The organism is Enemella evansiae, from assembly GCF_004362375.1.
Lineage (GTDB): Bacteria > Actinomycetota > Actinomycetes > Propionibacteriales > Propionibacteriaceae > Enemella > Enemella evansiae.
In genome coordinates this window covers 114708-138558 of the sequence record NZ_SNXA01000009.1, presented here as the reverse complement: position 1 = coordinate 138558, position 23851 = coordinate 114708, and the positions used below count along the sequence as shown (strand labels likewise).

The 23851-nt window shown below is 70.5% G+C and carries 23 protein-coding genes; 13 read left to right on the top strand and 10 right to left on the bottom strand.

The annotated features are described in order from the left end of the window. Positions 1-89 precede the first annotated feature (89 nt). Positions 90-689: a hypothetical protein gene (locus C8D81_RS08815; protein ID WP_133625929.1), complete on the bottom strand. Its 600-nt coding sequence runs from the start codon at positions 687-689 to the stop codon at positions 90-92. Positions 690-741: 52 nt separating this feature from the next. Here C8D81_RS08815 and C8D81_RS08810 point away from each other — a divergent pair, with 52 nt between their 5' ends. Continuing rightward, positions 742-1953 carry a glycosyltransferase gene (locus tag C8D81_RS08810; protein WP_229117712.1) on the top strand — a complete coding sequence of 404 codons (1212 nt, stop codon included), beginning with the start codon at positions 742-744 and terminating at the stop codon, positions 1951-1953. Further along, a complete protein-coding gene (locus C8D81_RS08805) occupies positions 1950-2678 on the top strand; it encodes a PIG-L deacetylase family protein (protein WP_094404971.1) in 729 nt (242 codons plus the stop codon). The genes C8D81_RS08810 and C8D81_RS08805 overlap by 4 nt, the downstream gene beginning before the upstream one ends. Positions 2679-2684: 6 nt before the next feature. Here the strand turns inward: C8D81_RS08805 and C8D81_RS08800 are convergent, their stop codons facing one another. After that, on the bottom strand, positions 2685-3248 hold the full coding sequence (locus C8D81_RS08800) for an RNA polymerase sigma factor (RefSeq protein ID WP_094426818.1): 564 nt from the start codon (positions 3246-3248) through the stop codon (positions 2685-2687). Positions 3249-3355: 107 nt separating this feature from the next. Here C8D81_RS08800 and C8D81_RS08795 point away from each other — a divergent pair, with 107 nt between their 5' ends. After that, positions 3356-4408 (top strand): serine/threonine-protein kinase, encoded by a 1053-nt coding sequence (locus tag C8D81_RS08795; RefSeq protein WP_133625928.1) that lies wholly within the window; start codon positions 3356-3358, stop codon positions 4406-4408. Between the two features lie 306 nt (positions 4409-4714). Here the strand turns inward: C8D81_RS08795 and C8D81_RS08790 are convergent, their stop codons facing one another. The 3 genes from C8D81_RS08790 to C8D81_RS08780 all read right to left on the bottom strand — a co-directional run bounded on the left by C8D81_RS08790 (position 4715) and on the right by C8D81_RS08780 (position 8067). After that, a complete protein-coding gene (locus C8D81_RS08790) occupies positions 4715-5869 on the bottom strand; it encodes an acyl-CoA dehydrogenase family protein (protein ID WP_133625927.1) in 1155 nt (384 codons plus the stop codon). A gap of 184 nt (positions 5870-6053) precedes the next feature. Then, positions 6054-7121: a tartrate dehydrogenase gene (locus C8D81_RS08785; protein WP_094429797.1), complete on the bottom strand. Its 1068-nt coding sequence runs from the start codon at positions 7119-7121 to the stop codon at positions 6054-6056. Positions 7122-7131: 10 nt separating this feature from the next. Further along, entirely contained in the window at positions 7132-8067 is a 936-nt protein-coding gene (locus C8D81_RS08780; RefSeq protein WP_094429798.1) for an alpha/beta fold hydrolase, read from the bottom strand. Positions 8068-8121: 54 nt separating this feature from the next. Between C8D81_RS08780 and C8D81_RS08775 the strand changes: the two genes are divergently transcribed. From C8D81_RS08775 to C8D81_RS08760, 4 genes are all read left to right on the top strand, one after another. Beyond that, positions 8122-8580, top strand: a complete 459-nt coding sequence (locus C8D81_RS08775; protein ID WP_094429799.1) for a hypothetical protein — start codon at positions 8122-8124, stop codon at positions 8578-8580. Between the two features lie 64 nt (positions 8581-8644). Then, a complete protein-coding gene (gene lgt / locus C8D81_RS08770) occupies positions 8645-9628 on the top strand; it encodes a prolipoprotein diacylglyceryl transferase (protein WP_094429856.1) in 984 nt (327 codons plus the stop codon). Positions 9629-9721: 93 nt separating this feature from the next. Continuing rightward, entirely contained in the window at positions 9722-11230 is a 1509-nt protein-coding gene (locus C8D81_RS08765) for a serine/threonine-protein kinase (RefSeq protein ID WP_166646736.1), read from the top strand. A 106-nt stretch (positions 11231-11336) separates the two neighbouring features. Further along, positions 11337-12800 carry an MDR family MFS transporter gene (locus C8D81_RS08760; protein WP_229119446.1) on the top strand — a complete coding sequence of 488 codons (1464 nt, stop codon included), beginning with the start codon at positions 11337-11339 and terminating at the stop codon, positions 12798-12800. A 29-nt stretch (positions 12801-12829) separates the two neighbouring features. Here the strand turns inward: C8D81_RS08760 and C8D81_RS08755 are convergent, their stop codons facing one another. From C8D81_RS08755 to mhpA, 4 genes are all read right to left on the bottom strand, one after another. After that, a complete protein-coding gene (locus tag C8D81_RS08755; RefSeq protein ID WP_094357653.1) occupies positions 12830-13855 on the bottom strand; it encodes a M48 family metallopeptidase in 1026 nt (341 codons plus the stop codon). A 35-nt stretch (positions 13856-13890) separates the two neighbouring features. Next, on the bottom strand, positions 13891-15234 hold the full coding sequence (locus C8D81_RS08750) for a DNA polymerase IV (protein WP_094404977.1): 1344 nt from the start codon (positions 15232-15234) through the stop codon (positions 13891-13893). Positions 15235-15285: 51 nt separating this feature from the next. Continuing rightward, positions 15286-15897, bottom strand: a complete 612-nt coding sequence (locus C8D81_RS08745) for a ribbon-helix-helix protein, CopG family (protein ID WP_133625926.1) — start codon at positions 15895-15897, stop codon at positions 15286-15288. Positions 15898-15979: 82 nt separating this feature from the next. After that, positions 15980-17590 carry a bifunctional 3-(3-hydroxy-phenyl)propionate/3-hydroxycinnamic acid hydroxylase MhpA gene (mhpA, locus tag C8D81_RS08740; protein ID WP_094404978.1) on the bottom strand — a complete coding sequence of 537 codons (1611 nt, stop codon included), beginning with the start codon at positions 17588-17590 and terminating at the stop codon, positions 15980-15982. Positions 17591-17701: 111 nt separating this feature from the next. Here mhpA and C8D81_RS08735 point away from each other — a divergent pair, with 111 nt between their 5' ends. Beyond that, the gene (locus tag C8D81_RS08735; protein WP_208109193.1) at positions 17702-18373 is read left to right on the top strand and encodes a TetR/AcrR family transcriptional regulator; all 672 of its coding nucleotides are present in this window, start codon (positions 17702-17704) and stop codon (positions 18371-18373) included. On the opposite strand, the gene C8D81_RS08730 is transcribed toward C8D81_RS08735, so the two are convergent. Next, complete coding sequence (locus tag C8D81_RS08730) at positions 18264-19250, bottom strand: LysR family transcriptional regulator (RefSeq protein WP_094404979.1); 987 nt, start codon at positions 19248-19250, stop codon at positions 18264-18266. The genes C8D81_RS08735 and C8D81_RS08730 overlap by 110 nt on opposite strands. Positions 19251-19322: 72 nt before the next feature. Here C8D81_RS08730 and C8D81_RS08725 point away from each other — a divergent pair, with 72 nt between their 5' ends. From C8D81_RS08725 to C8D81_RS08705, 5 genes are read left to right on the top strand one after another with little or no spacing between them, the layout of a single operon-like run. Next, positions 19323-20510, top strand: a complete 1188-nt coding sequence (locus tag C8D81_RS08725; protein ID WP_094404980.1) for a thiolase family protein — start codon at positions 19323-19325, stop codon at positions 20508-20510. Further along, positions 20510-21205 (top strand): 3-oxoacid CoA-transferase subunit A, encoded by a 696-nt coding sequence (locus C8D81_RS08720; protein WP_094403303.1) that lies wholly within the window; start codon positions 20510-20512, stop codon positions 21203-21205. The genes C8D81_RS08725 and C8D81_RS08720 overlap by 1 nt, the downstream gene beginning before the upstream one ends. Beyond that, positions 21205-21879: a 3-oxoacid CoA-transferase subunit B gene (locus C8D81_RS08715; RefSeq protein ID WP_094404981.1), complete on the top strand. Its 675-nt coding sequence runs from the start codon at positions 21205-21207 to the stop codon at positions 21877-21879. The genes C8D81_RS08720 and C8D81_RS08715 overlap by 1 nt, the downstream gene beginning before the upstream one ends. Beyond that, entirely contained in the window at positions 21876-22937 is a 1062-nt protein-coding gene (locus C8D81_RS08710) for a maleylacetate reductase (protein WP_229117715.1), read from the top strand. Before C8D81_RS08715 ends, C8D81_RS08710 begins: the two co-directional genes overlap by 4 nt. Continuing rightward, on the top strand, positions 22934-23851 hold the full coding sequence (locus tag C8D81_RS08705) for a dioxygenase family protein (protein ID WP_094404983.1): 918 nt from the start codon (positions 22934-22936) through the stop codon (positions 23849-23851). Before C8D81_RS08710 ends, C8D81_RS08705 begins: the two co-directional genes overlap by 4 nt.

Genomic DNA, 23851 nt, shown 5'->3' with positions numbered 1-23851 from the left:
AGCCTTGCGTAACCGGACGTGCAGTAGCCGCCGGAACGCGGTCAAACCCCGGGGGAACTACGCCGTTCCGAGCACTACTGCACGTCCGGTTACGCGGGCCCCGGCAGGTCGGTCTCGGCCTCGGGCTCGCGCCGGCCGCGGGTGGCGATCACCGCGACGACGATGCCGCTGGGCAGCAGCAGGAAGTGCGGCAGCGAGATCACCCAGTCGGTGAGCAGTCCGTAACCGAGCCAGGTGGCGCTGGCGGCGGCGACCAACCAGTACATCAGCGGGGACACCCCGCCGACCCGGTGCGGGTCGCGCAGCACGCCGACCAGTTGCGGCAGGTTCACCACCGCGGCCACCCCGACGGCGAGCGCGGCGAGCAGCGGCCGCGAGTACGCCGCGGCGAGCGTCACCGCGCCGGTCGCCAGCAGCCCGATCAGCAGGAACCACCGGGTCTCCGGCCGGCCCCGGGCCAGCAACAGCGCCAGCAACCCGAACCCGAGCGCGATCGGCAGCTGCCCGAGCGCCAGCGTCCAGTCGGCGATGACCACCGCGTACACCGACCAGAGCAATCGGGCGAACCAGCCGGCCACCACCGTCCCGGGGGAGATCCCGATCAGCGAGCGACGCGCCCGGGCGACCTGGGGCCAGATGAACAGCTGATTGAGCACCACCCCGAGCACACCGAGGACCGTGGCCAGCACGTCACCTCCTCGCCGCACCGTGAGCGCCGACATTACTCGGTAGGCTCACCGGGTGCGTATCGCCAAGATCTCCCTGCACACCTCGCCCTACGCGGTGCTGGGTACCGGGGACGGAGGCGGCATGAATGTCGTGGTCCGCTCCCAGGCCGAGGCCCTCGCCGGCCTCGGTCATCAGGTCGACCTCTACACCAGGCGCTCCGATCCGGACCAGCCCGAGGTCGAGGAGACCGTACCGGGGGTACGCCTGCACCACCTGCCCGCCGGGCCGCCGAAACCGCTGCCGAAGAGCCGGATCGATGAGCACCTGGCCGAGTTCGCCACCGCACTCGCCGAGCGTGGTACGCCGGCCGATGTGGTGCACTCCCACCACTGGATGTCCGGGGTGGCCGCGCTGCCGGTCGCGCACGCCTGGGGCGTACCGCATCTGCAGAGCTATCACTCGGTCGCCGCAGTCCGCGCCGACGACCCGCTCTCGGAGGGGGAGCCGCCGGAGTCGCCGCGCCGGGTGCCCGGTGAGGTGCTGGTGGCGCGCGAATCCGATGTGGTGGTGGCGATCAGCCGCGCCGAGGCGGAGACGATCGTCGGCCGCTGCGGTGCCGATCCGGATCGGGTGGTGGTCGTCCCGCCCGGGGTGGATACCGAACTCTTCCGACCACTGGCCCCCGGTGAGGAGCACTGGCAGTGCTGCGAGATGCGCCGGCCCTATCTCTTCTTCGCCGCCCGGTTGCAGCCGCTCAAGGGACCCGATCTGGCGCTGGAGACGCTCGCCCGGATCGACCCCGAACACCGCCCGCACCTGGTGCTGGCCGGCGACGTCTCGGCCGACTTCGCCGACTACCACGACCATGTCCAGCGGCTGGCGCACCGGCTCGGGATCGCCAACGACGTCGTCTATTCCGGCGCCCGGCCGCGCGATGAGTTCGCGGCGATGATGCGCGGTGCCGAGGTGGTGCTGATGCCCTCGCACTCCGAGACCTTCGGCCTGGTGGCTCTGGAGACGGCCGCCTCCGGTGTCCCGATCGTCGCCTCCGCCGCCGGCGGGTTGCGTGAGGCCGTCGCCGATGGCAGGACCGGAATCCTCATGGAGACAAGAGATCCGGGCGCCTGGGGTGCCGCGGTGCAGGGGTTGCTCACCGATCGGGACACCCGTGCCCGGATGGGTGCCGAGGCCCGGAGCTGGTCCCGCCGCTTCGACTGGACGAAGGTCGCGACCCGACTGACCGATATCTACGCCGACAGCCGGCGAAAGGTGTCCGCGCGATGACCGATCCACTCACCGGTGCCCGCCGGATCCTGTTCGTGCACGCCCATCCCGACGATGAGACGCTGGCCACCGGTGCACTGATCGCCCACCTGGTGGGCCAGGGTGTCGAATGCGTACTGCTCACCGCCACCCGCGGCGAGCAGGGCGAGGTGCGTCCGGGCACCTTCACCGGGCCGGCCGAGGATTTCCCGGCCCACCGCGAGCGCGAACTCGCCGGTGCGCTCACCGCCCTCGGGGTCACCGAACAGCTCTGGCTCGGCGAACCGCCGGCGCTGGCGCCCGGCCGCAAACCCCACCGGTACAGCGATTCCGGGATGCGTTGGGTCGCCGAAGGGGTGGCCGGCCCGGCCGAGGTGACCGGGCCGGATGCACTCAGCACGGTGGACCAGGACCAGCCGCTGGCCGACCTGGTGGCCGCCGTCGAGCACGTCCGCCCCGACCTGGTGATCAGCTACGACGACGCCGGCGGGTACGGCCACCCGGATCACGTCGCCCTGCACCACCTGTGCGCCCGCGCGGCCGAGCGGACCGGCGTACGCCTGGCCGAGGTCGTCACCCCCGGCACCGAGGGCGCGACGGTGCTGGACCTGTCCGCGGAACTGCCGACCGTGACCGCAGCCCTGCACCAGCACGCCAGCCAGGTCCAGGTGGACGGAACCGAGGTGGTGCACGTCGGCGGGCAGCGCGAACCGATCCTGCTGCGCACGGCCGTCCGCGCCTGCTGACCGGTCTCAGCCGAGCCGCAGCCGCAGCCGCTCGCGGACATATTCGCGGGCGTCGCGGATCCTGGTCTTGACCGCGCTCAGGCTGGCCCCGGTCTGCTCGGCGACCTCCTCATAGGACAGCCCGCCCAGATCCCGCAGCACGAATGCCTCGAGCGCAGTGGGCCGATCCTTCTCCAACCCCTCCAGGGCTTCCAGCAGATCGAGCCGCGATCCGGCGATGACGCTGGTGGTTCGCGGGTCGGCCGCCTCGGGCAGTGCCGGGGTCTGCGCGGACTCGGCGAAACGACGACGCAGTGAGCGATAGGTGGCCCGGGCGCTGTTCGCCGCGATCACCCCGACCCAGCCCAGCAGGCTGCCGCGCCCGCTCCACTGGTCGAGCTTGGTGGCCACCACCAGCAGCGCGTCCTGCGCGGCCTCCTCGGCATCGGCGGGGTGCGGCAGCATCCGCCGACAGATCCGCAGCACCCGCGGCTGCAGCAGCGCGAGCAATTCCTCCAGCGCCAACTGATCCCCGGCGGCCACGCGCTGGGCGAGGTCGACCGCCTGGTTCTCCTCCCAGGACGTGTCCATCTGCACGGCCCCCCGATCCGTGGTCGATTCATTGTGGTGCGGGGGCGAGTCTGCCATCTCCGGGGGTTCTGGCAACGGATGGGCCCCGGTTGCGTGAGAATGTCCCCATGAAGACACTCGGCCGTTACCGCCTGGTCTCCCCGCTGGGGACCGGTGCCTTCGCGACCGTCTGGCTCGCCCACGACGACAACTTCGAACTGCCCGTGGCGATCAAGGTGCTCGCCGACAACTGGGCCCGGGATGCCGAGGTGCGGGAGCGGTTCCTCAACGAGGCGCGGTTGATGCGCCGGATCTCCAGTCCCCGTGTCGTCGGTGTCTATGACGTCGACATCACTGACGGTCAACCCTATTTCGTGATGGACCATCTGCCCGGTGGCACGGTCGCCGATCTGATGCAGCGCGGGATCACCGTGCCGGAGGCGATCCGGTTGGCCCTGGATGCATCGGCGGCGGTCGAGGCGTTGCATTCCGCCGGTGTGCTGCACCGGGACCTCAAGCCCAGCAACCTGCTGCTCCGCGAGGGCCTGCCCGACCCGTTCGTCGCGGTGGCCGACCTGGGCACCGCGAAGCTGGCGGCGGACGCCTCCGGGGTGACGCTGACGGCCGGTACGCCGGCGTACATGGCCCCCGAGCTGGTCCTCGGCACCGGCGGTTTCGACGCGCGTGCCGACGTGTACGCCCTGGGGGTGCTCACCTACGAACTGCTGACCGGCCAGAAACCGTTGCCGATGCGGACGGTGACCGAGGTGGCCGAGCGGCCGCCCGGTCAGCCGCCGGTGGCGGTGGCCGAAGAGCTGGGCCTGCCACCCGCGGTGGACGTGCTGCTGCGGCGTACCCTCTCCACCGAACGGGAGGACCGCCCGGCCAGCGCCGCCGCCTTCGCCGCCGAGTTCACCGCGGCACTGCAGCCCCCGCCCCCGGTCACTCCGCAGGGGGCAGGGGCGCAGCAACCGCTGCCCGCGGACCAGGTGGTGACCGAGGTGATCCCGCGCCTGCAGGAGCCGATCATCGAACCCGAGCAGCCGGCCCCGCTCGAACCGGAGCCGGAGCCGGCGTCCGAGGTCCGGCGACTGACCCCGGGGGTCCTGGTGCTGCTGGCGGTGCTGCTCTTCGTGGTCAGCGGCGTCGTCGGCTGGTGGGTCTCCGGCGCGTTCTTCTGAGCGTCACAGGGAGCGGTGGATCAGCACCTTGTCGGCGACAGCTTCGAGTTCGTGAAGCTGCGCGGGGTGTACGGCTGGTGATTGGGACGGCTTCACGGCCACCGGCCCTGGTGGGCTGGGCCCGCCCCACCAGCGCGGCCTGCGAAATTTGCGGCTCGATCGCAGAATCGACCGATCTGGGCACCGAATGGCGATCGAGCCGCAGATTTCGGTGGCGGCCGGCCATCTCGACACGCTCGCTGCGCGAGCTACTCGATGGGCGTGGACACGCTCGCTGCGCGAGCTACTCGATGAGCGTTGGGGGCGTCACAGGGAGCGGTGGATCAGCACCTTCATGATCTCGTTGCTGCCGGCGTAGATCCGCTGCACCCGCGCGCCGGAATACATCCGCGCGATCGGGTATTCGGCCATGAACCCGTAACCGCCGAACAGCTGCAGGCAGCGGTCCAGCACCTTGCCCTGCATGTCGGTGGTCCAGTACTTCAACCGGGAGGCGGTCACCGCGTCCAGCTCACCGCGCAGGTGCAGCCCGATGCAGTGGTCCAGGAAGGTGCGCGCGGCCAGCGCGTCGGTGGACACCTCGGCCAGCTCGAAACCGGTGTTCTGGAAGTCGATCAGCGGCTGTCCGAAGGCCTCCCGGTCCTTGGTGTAGGCAATCGTCAGCGCGACGGCCTTCTCCATGTTGGCGACCGCGGAGACGCTGACACAGAGCCGCTCCTGGGGCAGTTGCTGCATCATCTGCGCGAACCCCTTGCCCTCCTCGCCGCCGAGCAGGTTGGCGACCGGTACGCGGACATCGGTGAACGAGAGCTCGCGGGTGTCGGAGCCCTGCATGCCGATCTTGGCAAGATCGCGGCCCTTGTCGTAGCCGGCCAGCCCGTCGACCGGGACGCCGATCATCGAGATGCCCTTCGCACCGGCCTCACCGGTCCGGCAGGCGAGCAGCACGAAATCGGCCAGCCCGCCGTTGGTGATGAAGGTCTTGGCACCGTTGATCACATACTCATCGCCGTCGCGGACCGCCCTGGTGCGGATCGAGGCGACATCGGAACCGGTACCGGGCTCGGTCATCCCGAGTGCGGCCACCCATTCGCCGCTGGCCAGCTTCGGCAGCCACTCCTTCTTCTGCTCCTCGGTGCCGTACTCCATGATGTAGTGCGGCACGATCCCGGAGTGGATCGCATGCCCCAGCGAGTCGTCGGTCGCATACCCCTGCGCGGTGAGGATGACCGCCTCGTGGGCGAAGGTGCCGCCCGCCCCGCCGTACTCCTCCGGCACGCTGGGCAGCAGCAGTCCCTGCTGACCGGCCTTGTTCCACACCTCGCGATCCACCGCGTGCTGGGCGATGAACCGGTCGATGTTGGGCACGATCTCGCGGTCGAAGAAGATCCCGGCCATCTCGGCCAGATCGTCGAGTTCCTCATCCATCCAGGGGGAGCGGTAGGGGAGTGGTTCGCGCATCGGTTCCTCGCATCGGTACGTCGTCGGGCAGTGCGTGGGTTACTTCTCGGTACGCCTCAGCGTAGCCGGGGCGTACGCCGGCTGAGCGAGCGCCAGCGAGACGAAGCCAGGTCCCGGTCATCTCGACACGGCAGCCATTGCTCCGCAGGCTCCGCATGGCTGCCTACTCGATGAGCGTGAGCCTTCAGCGGATCGCGGCGGCGATCGTCTGACCGAGTTCGGTGGTCGAGGCCGTACCGCCCAGGTCGCGGGTGAGCGTACGCCCGCTCGCCAGGGTCTCCTCGAAGGCGCGGGTGACCGCCGCGCCGGCCGCGGTCTCGCCGAGGTGGTCCAGCATCATCGCACCCGCCCAGATCTGCCCGATCGGGTTGGCCACGCCCTGGCCGGCGATGTCCGGTGCGGAGCCGTGCACCGGCTCGAACAGCGACGGGAATTCCTTGGTGGGGTTGATGTTTCCGCTCGGTGCCACCCCGATCGTGCCGGTGCAGGCCGGGCCCAGGTCGGAGAGGATGTCGCCGAACAGATTGGACGCGACGACCACGTCGAACCAGTCCGGGTGCAGCACGAAATTCGCGGTCAGGATGTCGATGTGGAACTTGTCCACCTTCGTGTCAGGGTAGTTCTTCGCCATCGCGGCGACCCGCTCGTCCCAGTAGGGCATCGAGATCGAGATGCCGTTGGACTTGGTCGCCGAGGTGACGTGCCGCTCCCGGCCCTGGGCGATCTCGAAGGCGAACTTCAGGATCCGGTCCACCCCGTGCCGGGTCATGATCGTCTCCTGCAGCACGGTCTCCCGGTCGGTGCCCTCGAACATCCGCCCGCCGACCGAGGAGTACTCGCCCTCGGTGTTCTCGCGGACCACCAGGAAGTCGATGTCCCCGGGCTTCCGGTTCGCCAGCGGCGCCGGTACGCCGGGCAGCAGCTTCACCGGACGCAGGTTGACGTACTGGTCGAACTGCCGCCGGAAGAGCAGCAGCGAACCCCACAGCGAGACATGGTCGGGCAGCACCTCCGGCCAGCCGACCGCGCCGAAGAAGATCGCGTCAAATCCTTTGAGGGTGTCGAACCAGTCGTCCGGCAGCATCTGGCCGTGCTGCTGCCAGTAGGCGGCGGAGGAGAAGTCGAACTCGGTCAGTTCGAGCTCGAAGTCGTACGCCTGGGCGGCGGCCTGGATCGCGCGCACACCCTCGGGCATCACCTCGGTGCCGATGCCGTCGCCGGGGATCACCGCGATGCGGTAACGGTTGCTCATCGTCGTCCTCTCAGTTGTCCGGTGTGCTGGCGTTCCAGTGCGCCAGGGTGAACTCGCGCACCTCGGCGTACACCTCGTCGGGTTGTTCCTCGGGCAGGTAGTGCCCACAGTCCAGCGCCCGCCCCGAGACGCCGGTGGCGACCTGCCGCCACAGCGGCAGCGGGTCGAACAGCTTGTGCACCACCCCGTGCCGGCCCCAGAGCACCCGCAGCGGCGTGCCGATCATCAGCCCGGCCTCCCGGTCGGCGCGGTCGTGCGTCAGGTCGATGCTCGCGGCGGCGCGGTAGTCCTCACACATCGCGCGCACCGCCTCCGGATCGGCGACGGCTTCCTGGTACGCCGCCAGCGCGCCCGCGAAGGGATCCAGGTTGCCGTGCCGCATCCCCATCAGCCGGGCCACGTAGGCGTTCGGGTTCGCGTTGATCAGCTCCTCCGGCAGCGGGCTCGGCTGGATCAGGAAGAACCAGTGCCAGTAGGCGGTGGCGAACGCCTGATCGGTGCCGGCGTACATGTCCAGGGTCGGCGCGATGTCCATCAGCACAGCAGAACTGACCAGGCCGGGGTGGTCGGCGAGCAGTCGGGCGGTGGCCCGCGCACCCCGATCGTGGGCGGCGATCGCGAACCGCTCGAAGCCCAGCCCGCGCATCAGCTCCACCAGGTCCTGGGCCATCGCCCGGAAGGAGTAGGAGGCGTGGTCGGGTTCGGTCGGCGGCTTGTCGCTCGCGCCGTAACCGCGCAGATCCGGCGCCACCACCTGGAAATCCTCGGCGAACCGGTCGGCGACCTTGCGCCACATCAGATGGGTCTCGGGATGGCCGTGCAGCAGCAACAGTGGCGGGCGGGGTGTGGCCACCTCCGGGCCGTCGAGCGAGGCGATCCCGCGCAGCGTGATCCCGTTGGCCTCGGCGCTGAGTTCGGTGAACCCGGCGAAACCTGCTGTGGTCATCGCTGCCTCCTCGGTCCTCACGTTAGCGGTAGCGCCGGAGACTACAGTCGGCACATGAGCGAGCAGAGGATCGACAAGGAGCAGGTGCGCAGCGACCTGCTCAGCCACCTGCGCGGGGGTGAGGACGTGCTCGACGAGGCCGTCCAGGTGCGCGCCACTGACGCCGCCCCGACCGACGACGGGGCGTACACCATCGACGACGAGGTCCAGGCCGACGAGGCCGGCGATACCCACGCCGCCTTCCAGCAGGTCGATGACGCCCAGGCCGACCTGGTCGCCGACGCCCGCGGGCTCGACTTCTCGCCCAAGGACACCGTCGAACCCGGTGCGATCATCACCCTGGCCGGTGATCGCTATGTGGTCGGCGTCGCCAGCGACGAGTTCACCTCCGGCGGTGCGACGTACGCCGGGATCGGGACCGATGCGCCGCTCTATGCCGAACTGCGCGGCAAGCGCGCCGGGGACTCGGTGAGCTTCCGCGGCGAGACCAGCAGCATCGACGCGGTCTGCTGACCGGACGTTCGACACCGGCGGGACTGGGACGGCTGTGGGAGACTTGGGCCTCGTGGTCCCCCTGGTGCTGAGATTCCCCGAGATCGATCCGATCGCGTTCCGGCTCGGACCGCTCGCCGTGCACTGGTACGCGCTGACGTACCTGATCGGCTTCGGGCTCGGCTACTGGCTGCTGCTGCGCCGGCTGAAGCACCAGCCGTACGCCCGGATCACCCAGCCCGCGCCGTGGACCCGGGAGAGCGTCGAGGATCTCCTGCTGACCGCGATCCTCGGGGTGATCCTCGGCGGCCGGCTCGGTTACTGCCTGTTCTACAAACCGGCCTACTATCTGGCGAATCCGCTGGACATCCTCAAGGTCTGGGAGGGCGGGATGTCCTTCCACGGCGGCGCGATCGGCGTGGTCGTCGGATTGGCGGTGTACGCCTGGCGGCGCAAGCGACCGTTCCTGGAGGTCACCGACCTGCTCGTCCCGGCGGTGCCGACCGGGCTGGCTGCCGGCCGGATCGGCAACTTCCTCAACGGTGAACTGTGGGGCCGACCCGCCGATCCGTCGCTGCCCTGGGCGATGATCTTCCCCGGCGCCGGCCCGGAGCCGCGGCACCCCTCGCAGCTGTACCAGTTCCTCGGCGAGGGATTGCTGCTGTTCGTGCTGCTCTGGCTGTACGCCCGCAAGGAGCGGGCGCGCGGTGAGATCAGCGGTGCCTTCGTCTTCGGCTACGGGGTGTTCCGCTTCGCCGCCGAATACTTCCGCGAGCCCGATGACTATCTCGGTCTGCTCTCGCTGGGTCTGTCGATGGGGCAGTGGCTCTGCGTACCGATGATCATCGGCGGCGCCGCCCTCTGGCTCTGGTCCAGGAAGCGCAATGCGCACCCGCCCCTCGACCAGGACCCCGCCCGTTCCCTGAGCGAGGAGCGCAGCGACGACCCCGCCCGTTCCCTGAGCGAGGAGCGCAGCGACGACCCCGCCCGTTCCCTGAGCGAGGAGCACAGCGACGACCCCGCCCGTTCCCTGAGCGAGGAGCGCAGCGACGAGTCGAAGGGATCCTGACAGCGACCCCATCCGCTGGCTGAGCGCGGGGGAGGCGCTCCTCGCTCAGCGAGCGTGTGAGTCGCACCCGGCGGCGTCCGTACCATGGGGCCCATGACGCCCGATCTGCTCGCCGACCGCTACGAGCTGACCGCCCGACTCGCCGGTGGCGGGATGGGGCAGGTGTGGCGTGGCCGGGACCGGGTGCTGCAGCGGATCGTGGCCATCAAGACCGTCGACCTGAGCGGGCAGGACCAGACCGCCAAGGAACGCTTCCGGCGGGAGGCGGTGGCCACCGCCGGACTCTCCACCCCCCAGGTGGTGCAGGTCTACGACGCCGGCTTCGACGGCGACACCGCCTTCCTGGTGATGGAGCTGCTGACCGGGCCGAGCCTGTCCGAATTGATCCACGCCGAGGGGCCGCTCGCCGTCGGCGAGGCGCTGCGGGTGGCCCAGGAGGTCACCCGCGGGTTGCTCGCCGCCCACCGGATCGGTGTGGTGCACCGCGACATCAAGCCCGGCAACGTGATGTTCCATGACAAGGACATCAAGCTCGTCGACTTCGGTATCGCGCAGCTCTCCGAGAACGCCGGCGCCACCTTGACCGCACCGGCCACCGCCCTGGGCACGGCGGCGTACATGTCACCGGAACAGGCCAGCGGCCGGGGTGCGACCGCGGCCTCCGACTGGTATGCCCTGGGTTGCCTGCTGACCACCATGCTGACCGGGAAACCGCCGTTCACCGGGGAGGCGCTGGCGGTCGCGAACCAGCAGATCAATGCCACCCCGCCGCGGTTGTCGGCCCGCCGCCCGGACGTGCCGCCCGCCCTCGACGAGCTGGTCGCCCGGCTGCTCGACAAGGATCCGGCCCGCCGCCCGAGCGGGGAGCAGGTGCAGCAGCAGCTGCGCGCCCTGGCCGTCGACCCGGGTGCCCCGACCGTGCTCGCGGCCACCGCCGCGATGCCGCCGACCGCGGCGTACGGAGCGCGGACACCGACCCGGGCCTCCTTCGCCGAGACGCCCAGCGAACCCGGCCCCTATCCCCAGTCGCGCCCGGTTCCGGCTCCGGCACCGGCGGCGGCCGGGGCACGCCCCTACGAACCACCCGTCGGCCCGCGGCAGAAATCCCGCTGGCCCTGGCTGGTCGTGGTGCTGATGCTGCTCGCCTCCGGTGTCGCCGCCGGGTTGTCGCTGCTGCCGAGCCTGACCCTGCCCGGTGGCGCGGCGACCCCCAGCGCCACCCCGAGCCCGACCCGCGCCGGGACCACCACCACGCGCCAGGCCAGCCAGGAACCGACCCGGGCACCGACGACCCGGGCCACCCGACAGACCACCCAGGCGCCCACCCAGGCCCCGACCACCCGGGCCCAGACGACCCAGCCGCCGACCAGCGAGGCCACCGGCAACAGTGGCTCCGGCAACAGCGGTGGCAACAGCGGCGGCAACGGCTCGGGCAACAGTGGCGGCAACGGTTCGGGCAACAGCGGCAACAGCGGTTCGGGAAACAGTGGCGGCAACAGCGGCAGCAACGGCAACGGTAATGACACCAACGGCAGCATCTCCAACGGCAACGGCAATGGCGGCAACAACAACTACGACAGCGACGCCGACGACGATGACTGAGGCCGGCCCGGCCCGCAGAAAAGGCCGAGCCGTTTGCGTACCGCTGGAATAAACTCACTCCTCGGTGGAGTTGGACCATCGCCCACCGCAGATTGAAAGAGTGACCGTGGCTGACTCCACATCCCTGACTGATCCGCACGCGACCGACCAACCGACCCCGTGGGGTGTGATCGGCCTGCTGCTCGGGGCCGCCTTCGTGGTGATCCTCAACGAGACCACGATGGCCGTCGCGCTGCCCGCCCTGATGGCTGATCTGCACGTCGAGGCCCAGACCGCCCAGTGGCTGACCACCGGTTTCATGCTGACGATGGCGGTGATCATCCCGATCACCGGGTTCGTGATGAACCGCTTCACCACCCGGCAGATCTTCATCGCCGCCCTCGGCCTGTTCTCGGTCGGCACCACGATGGCCGCGCTGGCGCCGTCCTTCGGCCCGCTGCTGCTCGCCCGGGTGGTGCAGGCCTCCGGCACCGCGATCATGATGCCGCTGCTGATGACCACCATCCTGGTGCTGGTCCCGGTGCAGCGCCGCGGCCAGGTGATGGGCCTGATTTCGGTGGTGATCTCGATGGCCCCGGCGCTCGGCCCGACGATCTCCGGTGTCATCCTGCGCTACTCGCACTGGCGCACCATCTTCTGGGTGATGCTGCCGATCGCCCTGGTGATGCTGGTCATCGGCGCGATCCGGATGAAGAACGTCGGTGAGCAGACCGACAAGCCGATCGACCTGATCTCGGTGCCGCTGTCCGCGATCGGCTTCGGCGGGCTGGTCTACGCGCTGAACAAGATCGGTGCCGAGGGCCAGCTGCCGGTGATGATCGGCTCCTTCGCGGTCGCGCTGGTCGCGCTCGGGCTGTTCGTCTGGCGCCAGCTCTCCCTCACCCAGCCGCTGCTGGATCTGCGGACCTTCGGCTATCGCAACTTCAGCGTCGGCCTGGGCGTGATGATGATCGGCTTCATGGCGCTGATGGGCGTCTTCCTGGTCTATCCGATCTACCTGCAGCAGGTCCGCGGTCTGGACACCCAGGACGCCGGCCTGCTGATGCTGCCCGGTGGGCTGGCGATGGGTGTCCTCGGCCCGGTGATCGGCCGGCTCTACGACCGCTTCGGCGCCCGCCGGCTGGTCATCCCGGCGGCGATCTCGATGACGGTGTGGGTGTTCGCGCTCAGCATGCTGACCAGCACCAGCACCCCGGTCGGCATCCTGCTGGCGATGCACGTGCTGCTCAGCCTGTCGCTGTCGTTCATGTTCACCCCGATCTTCACCACCGCGTTGGGTGATCTGCCGCCGCAGCTGTACGCCGATGGCTCGGCTCTGGTCGGTACGCTGCAGCAGGTCGCCGGCGCCGCCGGCAGCGCGCTGCTGGTCACCGTGATGGCGGAACGGGCGAAGGCGTTGATGGCCACCGGCACCGACCACATCGCCGCCCAGCTGGCCGGCACCCACGCCACCTTCCTGCTGGCCACCGGGATGGCTGCGGTCGCGGTGGTGCTGGCGTTCCTGCTCCGCGATTCGACGCCGAAGCCGGAGCCGGTCGGCGAGGCCTCGCCGGAGCCGGCGTCCGCCTGATCGCGGCCCGGTCGTAACAGCTCAGTCGGTCAGTCGCGCGGCGGCTGCCGGAAGCGCTGGCCGAGCCGGCGGCCGAGGTCGGTGAGCCCGTCCCCGAGATCGCGGGCCAGCCGTGCCATCGCGTCCTGGCTGCTGGCGAACGCGCTCGCATAGGAGTCGGCGGCGGCCGCGGCCTCCTCGGAGATCTTCGCGTCGCGGTCCTGCTGTCGGCGCGGATAGTCACCGGCCAGGATGTCGGCGTACTCCCCGGAGTCCACCCATTTGCGCAGTTCGCCGGCGCGCACGACCGCCTGCGGATGGTTCTGCCCCTCGACCAGCAGGAACTTCAGGATCGAGTCGCGCAGATCCTCGGTGGCGTCGTATTCCTTCGCCTGGGCAAGGAATTCGGTCTGGTCGAGGTCCGCCAGATGACCGCCGGAGGCGAGCTTGAGCTGCACCCGGACCGCCGCACCGATGTCCTGGGTGGCGAGCAGCCCGGCGCGGTCGCCGGAGAGCTCGGCCTTGCGCGCCCATTCGCTCAGCCCGGCGATGATCGCGCGGATCCCCCAGGCGCCGAACGGGACGCCGCCGGCGAGCATAGTGCCACCCTGGATCAGATAGGACAGCAGGGTGCGATAGAGCGCGTGGCCGCTCTCGGCATGACCGAGCTCGTGGCCGAGCACGAACCGCAACTCGTCGTCGTCCATGATGTCGAGCACCGCGGAGTTGATCACGATCCGCGGGGTGTCCACGCCGATCGTCGACGCGTTCAGATAGGGGCTCGCGGCGACGAACAGTTCCGGCAGCCGGGGCAGATCCAGGGTTCGGCCGGCCTCGGTGTAGATCTGGTGCACCCGCGGGAACTGTCGTTCGCTGACCCGGACGTTCGAGCCGAGCAGCAGCATCCGCACCATCCGCTCGTTCACGAAGCCCGACAGCTTGCGGACCAGCAGGTCGAAACCGTGCAGTTTGCGCAGCGCCACCAGGGCGCCGCGGTCGGCGGGATGCTCCCAGGCCCGGCTCGAGATGTCGGTCAGTACGATCCGCTTACGGGTGGGATTGCTGTCCTCGCTCACGCCACCAGTGTGCCGGGGGCCGGGTTCAGCGGTTCTCAGGCCTGGACCAGGTGCAGCGCGGGATCGTCGGCGGCCAGGGTGCGTACCGGGCCCGGCCCGGTCTCCGCGGTCTCGAAGCGGACCGTCACCCGGCCCAGCCCGGCGCCCCAGACCCAGCCCCGGCCGTGTTCGTCGTGCTCCACGTCGACCCCGGGCAGCCAGCTCGTCGGCCGCCGCCGGGCACGGGTGTCGGCCTCGACGATGCCGGCCGCCTGCTGTTCGGGCTGGTCGGTCGCCTCCTCGGCTGGTTCGGGATCGGGTTCGGTGGTGAACAGTTCCTCCTGGGCGATGCCGGTCAGCCCGGCGACGCCGACGCCGAGCAGGCGTACCCCCTCCCAGACATCCAATCCGGCCAGCAGTTCGCGGGCCACCCGGGCGATCACCTCGGCCCGGTCGGTGGCGCCGTCGAGGGTGCGGGAGCGGGTCAGCGTGGTGAAGTCCGGCAGCCGGACCTTGAGGGTGACCGTGCGGGCGAAGAGTTCCCCGGCCCGGACCCGGGAGGCGACCTCCTGGGCGTCGCGCTCGATCAGCCGGCGCAGCTCGGCGGGATCCCGCAGGTCGTGTTCGAAGGTGTCCTCGACCGAGATCGACTTGGCCTCCCGGTCCGGTTGCACCGGGCGGTCGTCGCGGGCGTAGGCGAGGGCATGCAGATTCGCCGCGGCCGCCTTGCCCAGCTCGCGGGTCAACTCGGCCAGGCTCATCGCCTGCAGATCCGCGATTCGGCGGGCGCCGATGCGGGCCAGCCGTTCCCGGGAGACCGGGCCGACACCGGGGATCACGCCGACCGCCATCGGTGCGATCAGCTCCACCTCGGTGCCGGCCGGCACGATCCGGCAGCCGTCCGGTTTGTCCAGCTCGGTCGCCAGCTTGGCGATGAACTTGCTGCTGCCGATCCCGACCGAGGCGGTCAGTCCACCGGTGTCGGCGGCCACCCGGTCCTTGACCCGGTCGACCAGCTCGCGCAGCGTCCGTTCGCCGAAATCGGGGAGCGGGTCGGTGGCGGCGGCCAGATCGACGAAGGCCTCGTCCAGGGACAGCGGTTCGACCAGCGGGGAGATCGAACGCAGGATCGCCATCACCTGTCGGCTCGCCTCCCGGTAGGCGTGGAAGCGGCCGGCCAGGAAGGCGGCGTGCGGGCAGCGGCGGCGCGCCTCATGGGTCGGCATCGCGGAGCGGACGCCGAAGACCCGCGCCTCGTAGGAGGCGGTGGAGACCACCCCGCGCTGCCCGATCCCGCCGACGATCACCGGTTTGCCGCGCAGCGAGGGCTTGTCGCGCTGCTCCACCGAGGCGAAGAACGCATCCAGGTCCAGGTGCATGACGGAGGCCTGGGTACGCACCAGCCAAGCCTGCCACGGCGGGCCGACGGTGCCGGCCCGCCGCGAGGGTGCTCAGCGCAGATCGTCGCCGTCCGGACCGCCGCGGCGCCGTCCCCGGCCCCCGCGCCCGCGATGCCCGGGGCCGAACCCCGGGCCGGGACCGAAGCCCGGACCCCGGCCGAAACCGGGACCTCCGGGCCCAGCGGGCCCACCGGGCCCACCCGGGCCGAAGCCCGGGCCCCACGGCCCGCGCCCGGGTCGGTTCGCCCGGCGTACCCCACGCATCGCGGAGCGGGTCAGCCAGGTGTTCACCGAGACCCCCTCGGTGGCGGCGAGCTCGTCGATCCGCTTCTTCAGCGGCTGGGGGAGGCGGAGGCTGATCCGCGCCTGCGGCTCCTCCGGGTCGTACGCCTCCTCCTCGGCCTCGGGGTCCTGATCGGTCGTCTCACCCGCACTGACCACGAACTCCGGGTCACCACCGGACATCCGCACCTCGATGCGGTCCCCGGTCTGAGTGCTGAGCTCGGCCGCCGCATCGCTGAGGGCCTGGATCAGCGCGAGGCGCAGCGCGGAGTCCAGCGAGGATCCGAGTTGCTGCGCCACTTCTTTGGCACGGTCGTCGGCCAGGGTGGTGGCGCGGGCCACCTGCTCCTGCACCGACTCGACATACTGCGAAAGTTCCATGACCTCAATGTGACGTCATAGCAATGTCAAAATCAAGTCATGATGCTGTCAAAATGCTGTCAATCGTCGGGTCGGCAGGTCGTCAGGGTGCCGCCAGTGCGTCCGTCCCGGCCAGTCCGACGGCGCCCAGGACCTGCTCCATCCCGTCGCGCAGGCCGGTCCGATCGGCCGCCGTGGCGGCGACGCAGAAGTCCGGCCGGACCAGCAGGTGGCGGACGCCGTTCTCGGCGAACCAGTCGGCGTACCGCCCCTCGATGTCGATCACCTCGGCGCCACTGCCGGGCGGTCCCACGGTGAACGTGCGCCCGCCGATCCGCTCGAAGGCGGCCCGCTGGTCGGCCTCCAGCGGATCACCCTGATTGACGGTGGAGAGCAGGTTCCACCCGGCACCGGCCACGTCGTCGAAGCGCCCGAACCGGCCCCGGTACGCCACCCGGCCCTCGATCGCGGGTCGTCCGGCGTGCGGATCGTCGGCGACCCAGGCGCCCGGTCCGAGGGTCGCCAGATGGGCGTGGATCGGCCCGTCCTGGGTCAGGTGCTCGGCGGTCATCCGCTGGTCGCGTTCCATCGCCTCCTGCGGATCGGTCACGCAGATGGTGCGGCCCATCATGATCGCGAAGTCGATGTACCACTGCACATTGGTCTTCCGTTCGCTGGTGTAACCGTCGAGGCTGGTCACCGGGACGAGGTCGCGCAGGACCAGGTCGATCCGCCAGCAGAGATTGGCCACATCGCGCAGCCCGGCACACATCCCCTCGCCGGCGAACGGCGGCATCAGGTGGGCGGCGTCGCCGGCGAGCGCGACCCGGCCGACGTTCCACTGTTCGAGATACTTCGCCTGGAATCGCCAGAACACCGCGCGCTCCAGTTCGGCATTCGCGGGCGTCACGCCGAAGGGGGCGAGCAACTCCCACACCTTCGCCGGGTCCTCCAGTTCGGCCGCGGTCTCACCGGGCAGCGCCATGAACTCCCAGCGCCGCCTCGGCGGGGCGCCCGGGGTCCGCCCCGGCCCGCCGGGAACCACGGTGGTCGGCCGGACCGGGTCACAGATCTGGAAATGCGGCAGTTCGTACGCCAGCTCCTCGGTCGGCAGGATGTCCACCACGAGCCAGTCGTAGTGGAACTTCAGATCGGTCATCGCCAGCCCGAGTTGTTCCCGGACCGTGCTGTTGGCTCCGTCGGAGCCGATCGCCATGGCCGCCCGGATGGTCCCCGCCTCATCGTCGGGTGCCGATGCGCGGTACCGCAGCGTCACCCCGGACTCGTCCTGGTCAACCGATTCGACGCGGTGACCCTGCCTGAGCTCGACCCCGGGCAGCGACTCGGCGATCTGGCGCAACCGCTCCTCCAGGACGGGCTGGCTGAACCAGTAGCGGTTGCGCCATCCGTCGACCCCGCGGCTGGCCCAGTCGACGTCCATCAGCACGTCACCGGCAGCGTTCCGCCAGCGGTAGATCGCGTCGTAGTAGTCGATCGCGGTATCGGAATCGGCATTCACGCCGATCGAGTTCAGCAGTCGCGCGATCTCGTGATCGAAGGTCACCGCGCGTGGGCGGGGGTAGGGGGTCGCGAAGCGGTCGAGTGCGATCACGCGGTGGCCCCGGCGGCCGAGCAGGATCGCTGCGAACAGACCGACCGGGCCGAGTCCGACGATCGCGACATCGCAGTGTTCGGGTGTCTGGGTTGCGGTCATTGGAACCCCTTCTCCGTTGAAGTCCGAGGAACCCAGTATGAACACAGCTTCACAAATGAAGCAACCTTCATTTTCGGATCGGGGTGGATCCGCGCTGCTAGCGTGACGCCCGTGACGACTGCTGCGAGCGCCGGGCCGGATCGAGGTGCCCGGCGGCGCGCGCGCAATCGGAAACGACTGGTCGATGCCGCCGCCGAGTTGATGGCGACCGGGGGAGCCGAGGCGCTGACGATCTCGGCGATCACCGAGGGAGCCGACCTGGGCGCGGGGACCTTCTACAACTACTTCACCTCCCGCGAGGAGATCATCACCGCGGTCGTCGCCGACGCGGTCGAGACCCTCGGCGGCCGCCTCGACGCCCTCACCAGGGACCTCCAGGATGCGGCCGAGATCTATTCGTTCTCGGTACGCCACCTGGTCGGCATGGCGGTCACCGACCCGCTGTGGGGGCGGATGGTGGTGCGGCTCGGGGTCGCGCACGACCAGCTGAACGCAGCCCTGGGGCCGCGCGCCCGGCGGGATCTGCAGATCGGCTTGGACGCCGGCCGATTCCGGATCCCCGATCTCGACGTGGCGACCGCGGTCACCTTCGGCGCCCTGTTGTCGGCGATGCACGTGCACCTGTCCGGTGACCGGTCCGCGGACCCGAGTTCCACGGTCGCCGAGTTGCTGCTCAGGATGGTCGGCGTGCCCGCGGAGGAGGCGTACGAGGTCGCCCGCCGCCCGCTGCCGCCCCTGCCGTCGGTGGACCAGGCACGGGAGATCCTGGCTCCTCGCCGGTGAGCTCGCGGACCAGTTCCAGGGTGCGCTGCAGGTGCGGTTCGAGCCGGTCCGCCCGGTGCGCCGCGACCAGTTCGACGCCGGCTGGGGGGCGGGTCAGCGGGCGGAAGACCACCCCGGCCAGGGCGAGTGCGGTGACCGGTTCGGGTACCACCGCGATCCCGAGCCCACCGGCGACCAGGGTGATCACCGTCGAGGTCTCACCGACCTCGTGCTGGATCCGCGGGGTGAAGCCGGCCGCCGCGGCGAGCCGTTGGACCACCCCGTACATCGCCGACTTCCGATCCGCCGAGTGCACGATGAACTCGGCCTCGGCGAGGTCGGCCATCCGGATCCGGTCCCGCTCCGCCAGCCGGTGCCCCTGCGGGATCGCCACCACCAGCCGGTCCTCGCGCAGCGGGGTGACCGCGAGCGCACCGTCGGTGACCGGTGGCCGCAGCAGGGCCAGGTCGACGGTGCCGGTGCGCACGGCCTCGATCTGCTCGGCGGCCAGCATCTCACCGCGGAAGGAGACGTCGATCCCGGGCAGTTCGCTGGCGAGCCGGCGGGCCAGGGCAGGCAGCAGGCTGTAGGTGACCGAGCCGACGCAGCCGATCACCAGGTGCCCGACGAGTCCGGCGGCCACCCGGCGGGCCTCCTCCGCGGCCTCGTCGACGGCGGCCAGGATCGCCCGTGCCCGCTCCAGATAGGCGGCGCCGGCGGGGGTGAGGTCGACCCGTCGGGTCGTCCGGGTGAACAGCGGCGTCCCGACCTCGCGCTCCAGTCGGCGGATCTGCTGGGACAGCGGCGGTTGCGCCATCTGCAACCGCTCGGCCGCGCGGCCGAAGTGCCGCTCCTCCGCGACGGCAACGAAGTACCGCAGATGCTGCAGCAGATTCATATCCGGATCATACCTAGAAGTGTCTGATATTGATCCTTCACTATATGGCGTGGTCGGCCTAGCGTTGGGGCCGTGAGTTCCTTCGTGTACGCCGCGGTGCGCACCCCGTTCGGCCGGTTCAACGGCGGCCTGGCCGGGGTCCGACCCGACGATCTGGCCGCCCACGCGATCACCGCCGCGCTGGGGCGTACCCCCGAGCTCGACCCGGCCGCGATCGGCGACATCGTCTGGGGCAACGCCAACGGCGCCGGTGAGGAGAACCGCAACGTCGGCCGGATGGCCGCCCTGCTCGCCGGACTGCCGGTGAGCGTGCCCGCCACCACCGTGAACCGGCTCTGCGGCTCCAGCCTGGACGCGGTGCTGATCGGCTCCCGCACCATCGAGACCGGGGACGCCGACATCGTGCTCACCGGCGGGGTGGAGTCGATGACCCGGGCGCCCTGGGTGCTGCCGAAACCGTCCCGGGCGTACCCGGCCGGTGACGTCGCCGCCGTCTCCACCACCCTCGGCTGGCGGCTGGTCAACCACCGGATGCCGAAGGAGTGGACGGTCTCCCTGGGTGAGGCCAACGAGCAGCTGCAGGAACGGTTCGGCATCTCCCGGGAGCGGCAGGACGAGTTCGCCGCCCGCTCCCACCGGCTCGCCGACCGGGCCTGGTCCGACGGCTTCCATGACGACCTGGTCGTCCCCGTGCCGGACACCGAGCTGACCCGCGACGAGAGCATCCGCCCCGACAGCAGCACCGCCCAGCTCGCCGAACTGAAACCCGCCTTCCGCCCCGACGGCACCATCACCGCCGGCAACGCCTCCCCACTCAGCGACGGCGCCGCGGCGGTCCTCCTCGGCTCCGAGGCCGCGGCCGGCACCATCGGCAGCGAACCGCTGGCCCGGATCGCCGGCCGGGCGGCGTACGCGCTGCAACCGCAGGACTTCGGGTACGCCCCGGTCGAGGCCGCGAACCGGGCCCTGGCCCGCGCCGGGATCGATTGGTCCCAGGTCGGTGCGGTCGAGCTCAACGAGGCCTTCGCCGTCCAGTCGCTGGCCTGCATCGACGCCTGGCCGATCGACCCGGAGATCGTCAACACCCGCGGTGGCGCGATCGCCCTGGGGCATCCGCTGGGCGCCTCGGGCGGGCGGATCGTCGGTACCCTGGCCGCGGTGCTCCGTGAACGCAACGAGCGCTGGGGTGTGGCCGCGATCTGCATCGGTGTCGGCCAAGGACTTGCTGTGGTGCTTGAAAATCTCGAGGCAGGTGTCTGATGGCGCGCACCGAAGTGCTCGAGACCGCGGATCAGGCCGTGGCCGGGATCGCGGACGGTTCGACCGTGCTGGTCGGTGGCTTCGGACTGGCCGGGATGCCGTTCGACCTGATCGACGCGCTGATCCGACAGGGTGCGCAGGACCTGACGATCGTGTCCAACAATGCCGGCAACGGCGAGGTCGGGCTGGCCGCGCTGCTCAAGGCGGGCCGGGTGGCCAAGGTCATCTGCTCCTTCCCGCGGCAGTCCGATTCCTATGTCTTCGACGAGCTCTATCGCAGCGGCCGGATCGAGCTGGAGCTCGTCCCACAAGGAAATCTGGCCGAGCGGATGCGCGCGGCCGGGGCCGGGATCGGCGCCTTCTTCTCACCCGTCGCGGTGGGTACGCCGCTGGCCGAGGGCAAGGAGACCCGCGAGATCGACGGCCGTGAGTTCGTGCTGGAGCATCCGATCCGCGGTGATGTCGCGTTGATCTCCGCCGACCGCGCGGACCGCCTCGGCAATCTCGTCTATCGCCGGACCGCTCGCAACTTCGGACCGGTGATGGCCACCGCGGCCGCGACCACGATCGCCCAGGTCGACCAGATCGTCGATCCCGGCGACCTCGACCCGGAGGCCGTGGTGACCCCGTCGATCTTCGTCGACCGGCTGGTCCGGGTGCCGGCCCGCCGCTACACCGTGCAAGGAGCCCGCTGATGTCGTATCCCTCCGCCGAGCACCCGCTGTCGATGGCTGAACTCGCCGCGCTGATCGCGGCCGACATCCCCCAGGGGTCCTATGTGAACCTGGGCATCGGGCAGCCCACCAAGGTGGCCGACCATCTCACCGCCGACCAGGGCGTGATCCTGCACACCGAGAACGGGATGCTCGGCATGGGCCCGACCGCCACCGGCGATCAGATCGATCCCGACCTGACCAATGCGGGCAAGGTGCCGGTCACCGCACTGCCCGGGGCGGCGTACTTCCATCAGGCGGATTCGTTCGCGATGATGCGCGGCGGCCATCTCGACGTCTGTGTGCTCGGCGCCTACCAGGTGTCGCTGACCGGTGACCTCGCCAACTGGCACACCGGCCGCCCGGACGCCATTCCCGCGGTCGGCGGCGCGATGGATCTGGCCATCGGCGCCAAACAGGTGCTGGTGATGATGTCGCTGTTCGGCCGCGACGGTACGCCGAAACTGGTGCCCAGTTGCGACTATCCGCTGACCGGCGTCGGCTGCGTCAGCCGCGTCTACACCGACCTCGGCATCTTCGAGGTGGGACCGGGCCGGGACGCGGTGACCGTGCTCGCCACCTTCGGCACCACCATCGACGAACTCGCCGACCGCCTCACCGTGCCCGTCTCGACCAGGGAGAGCAGCCTCGCATGACCATGTCCTTCGCACACGAAACCCTCGGCCAGCGGGTCCGTTTCGCCAGCGGCGACGCGGCCGCCGCCCTGGCCGATGAGGTCGGCCGGCTCGGCGCCGAACGGGTGATGGTGATCGCCGGGAACTCCGAGCGGGATCTCGCCGAGCGGGTGAGCGCCGAGCTGCCGGTCGCGCTGGCATACGACGAGGTGAGGATGCACGTCCCGGTCGAGGTCGCGGAGCGGGCCCGGGCGGCGGCCGCGGAGCACCGGGTGGACGCCATCGTCGCGGTCGGCGGTGGGTCCACCACCGGGCTGGCGAAGGCGGTCGCGCTGACCTCCGGCGTACCGATCGTCGCGGTCCCCACCACCTATGCGGGCTCGGAGGCCACCGATGTCTGGGGGCTGACCGAGGACGGCAAGAAGACCACCGGCAGCGATCCCCGGGTGCTGCCGAAGGCGATCGTCTACGACGCCGAGCTGACCACCGGGCTGCCGGTCGAGCTCAGCGTCGCCAGCGGGCTGAACGCCCTGGCGCACTGCGTGGACTCGATGTGGGCGCCGCGGACCGACCCGATCAACCGGGCGCTGGCGAGCGAGGGCATCCGGGCGCTGGCCGAGGGGCTGCCGCAGGTCGTCGACGACCCGGCCGGGCTGCCCGGCCGCGAGCAGACGCTCTATGGGGCGTACCTCTCCGCGGTCGCCTTCGCCTCCGCCGGTTCGGGGCTGCACCACAAGATCTGCCATGTGCTCGGGGGCCGCTACGACCTGCCGCACGCCCCGACCCATGCGATCGTGCTGCCCTACGTGCTGGCGCTGAACGCACCCGAGGCACCGGAGGCCGAGCAGCGGATCGCCGCCGCCTTCGGCAGCGCGACGGCACTCGACGGGCTGCAGGAGCTGCGCCGCCGGACGAACGCGCCGCGGGCGCTGCGCGAGGTCGGTTTCACCGCGGAGCAGATCCCCGATGCGGTCGCCGCGATCCTGCCGGTGGTGCCCGACACCAACCCCACACCTGTCACAGCCGACGATCTGGCCCGCCTGTTGCGCGGCGCCCAGGAAGGAACCGATCCCCGATGACCAGCACCGAAGAAGTCAACCAGCACAGGGAAATCGACGCCGAGCAGCGGGCCCGGGAGGAGGCGCTGATCGAGACCGTGCGCGCCTCCTTCGACGGTACGCACGATGCCCGGGTCGAGCAGATCCTGAAGTCGCTGACCACCCATCTGCACGCCTTCGTCCGCGACGTGCGGCTGACCGAGGAGGAGTGGAAGGCCGGTATTGACTTCCTCACCGCCACCGGCCACATCACCGACGACCGGCGGCAGGAGTTCATCCTGCTCTCCGACGTCCTCGGCGCCTCGATGCAGGTGATCGCGATCAACAACGAGGCGTACGCCGACGCCACCGAGGCCACCGTCTTCGGCCCGTTCTTCGTCGAGGGATCCCCGGAGATCGACCAGGGCGGCGATATCGCCGGACCGGCCGCGGGCCAGCCGTCCTGGGTCGAGGGCAGCGTCCGCGACACCGAGGGGAACCCGGTCGTCGGGGCGAAGATCGAGGCCTGGGAGGCCGATGAGGACGGCTTCTACGACGTCCAGTACGACGGCGACCGGACCGCCGGCCGCGCCCATCTCTACACCGACGAGAACGGGAACTTCCGCTTCTGGGCGGTCACCCCGACCCCGTACCCGATCCCGCACGACGGCCCGGTCGGCAGCCTGCTCGCCGCCGCCAACCGGTCGCCGATGCGGGCCGCGCACCTGCACTTCATGGTCAGCGCCCCCGAGCTGCGCACCCTGGTCACCCACATCTTCGTCCGTGGTGACGACTATCTGGAGCGGGACAGCGTCTTCGGGGTGAAGGAGTCGCTGATCGTCGACTTCGACGAGCAGCCGGCCGGTACGCCGACCCCGGACGGCCGCGACCTGGGTGACAAGACCTGGACCCGGGCCCGGTTCGACATCGTGCTCGCCCCCGCCGACGCGGGCTGA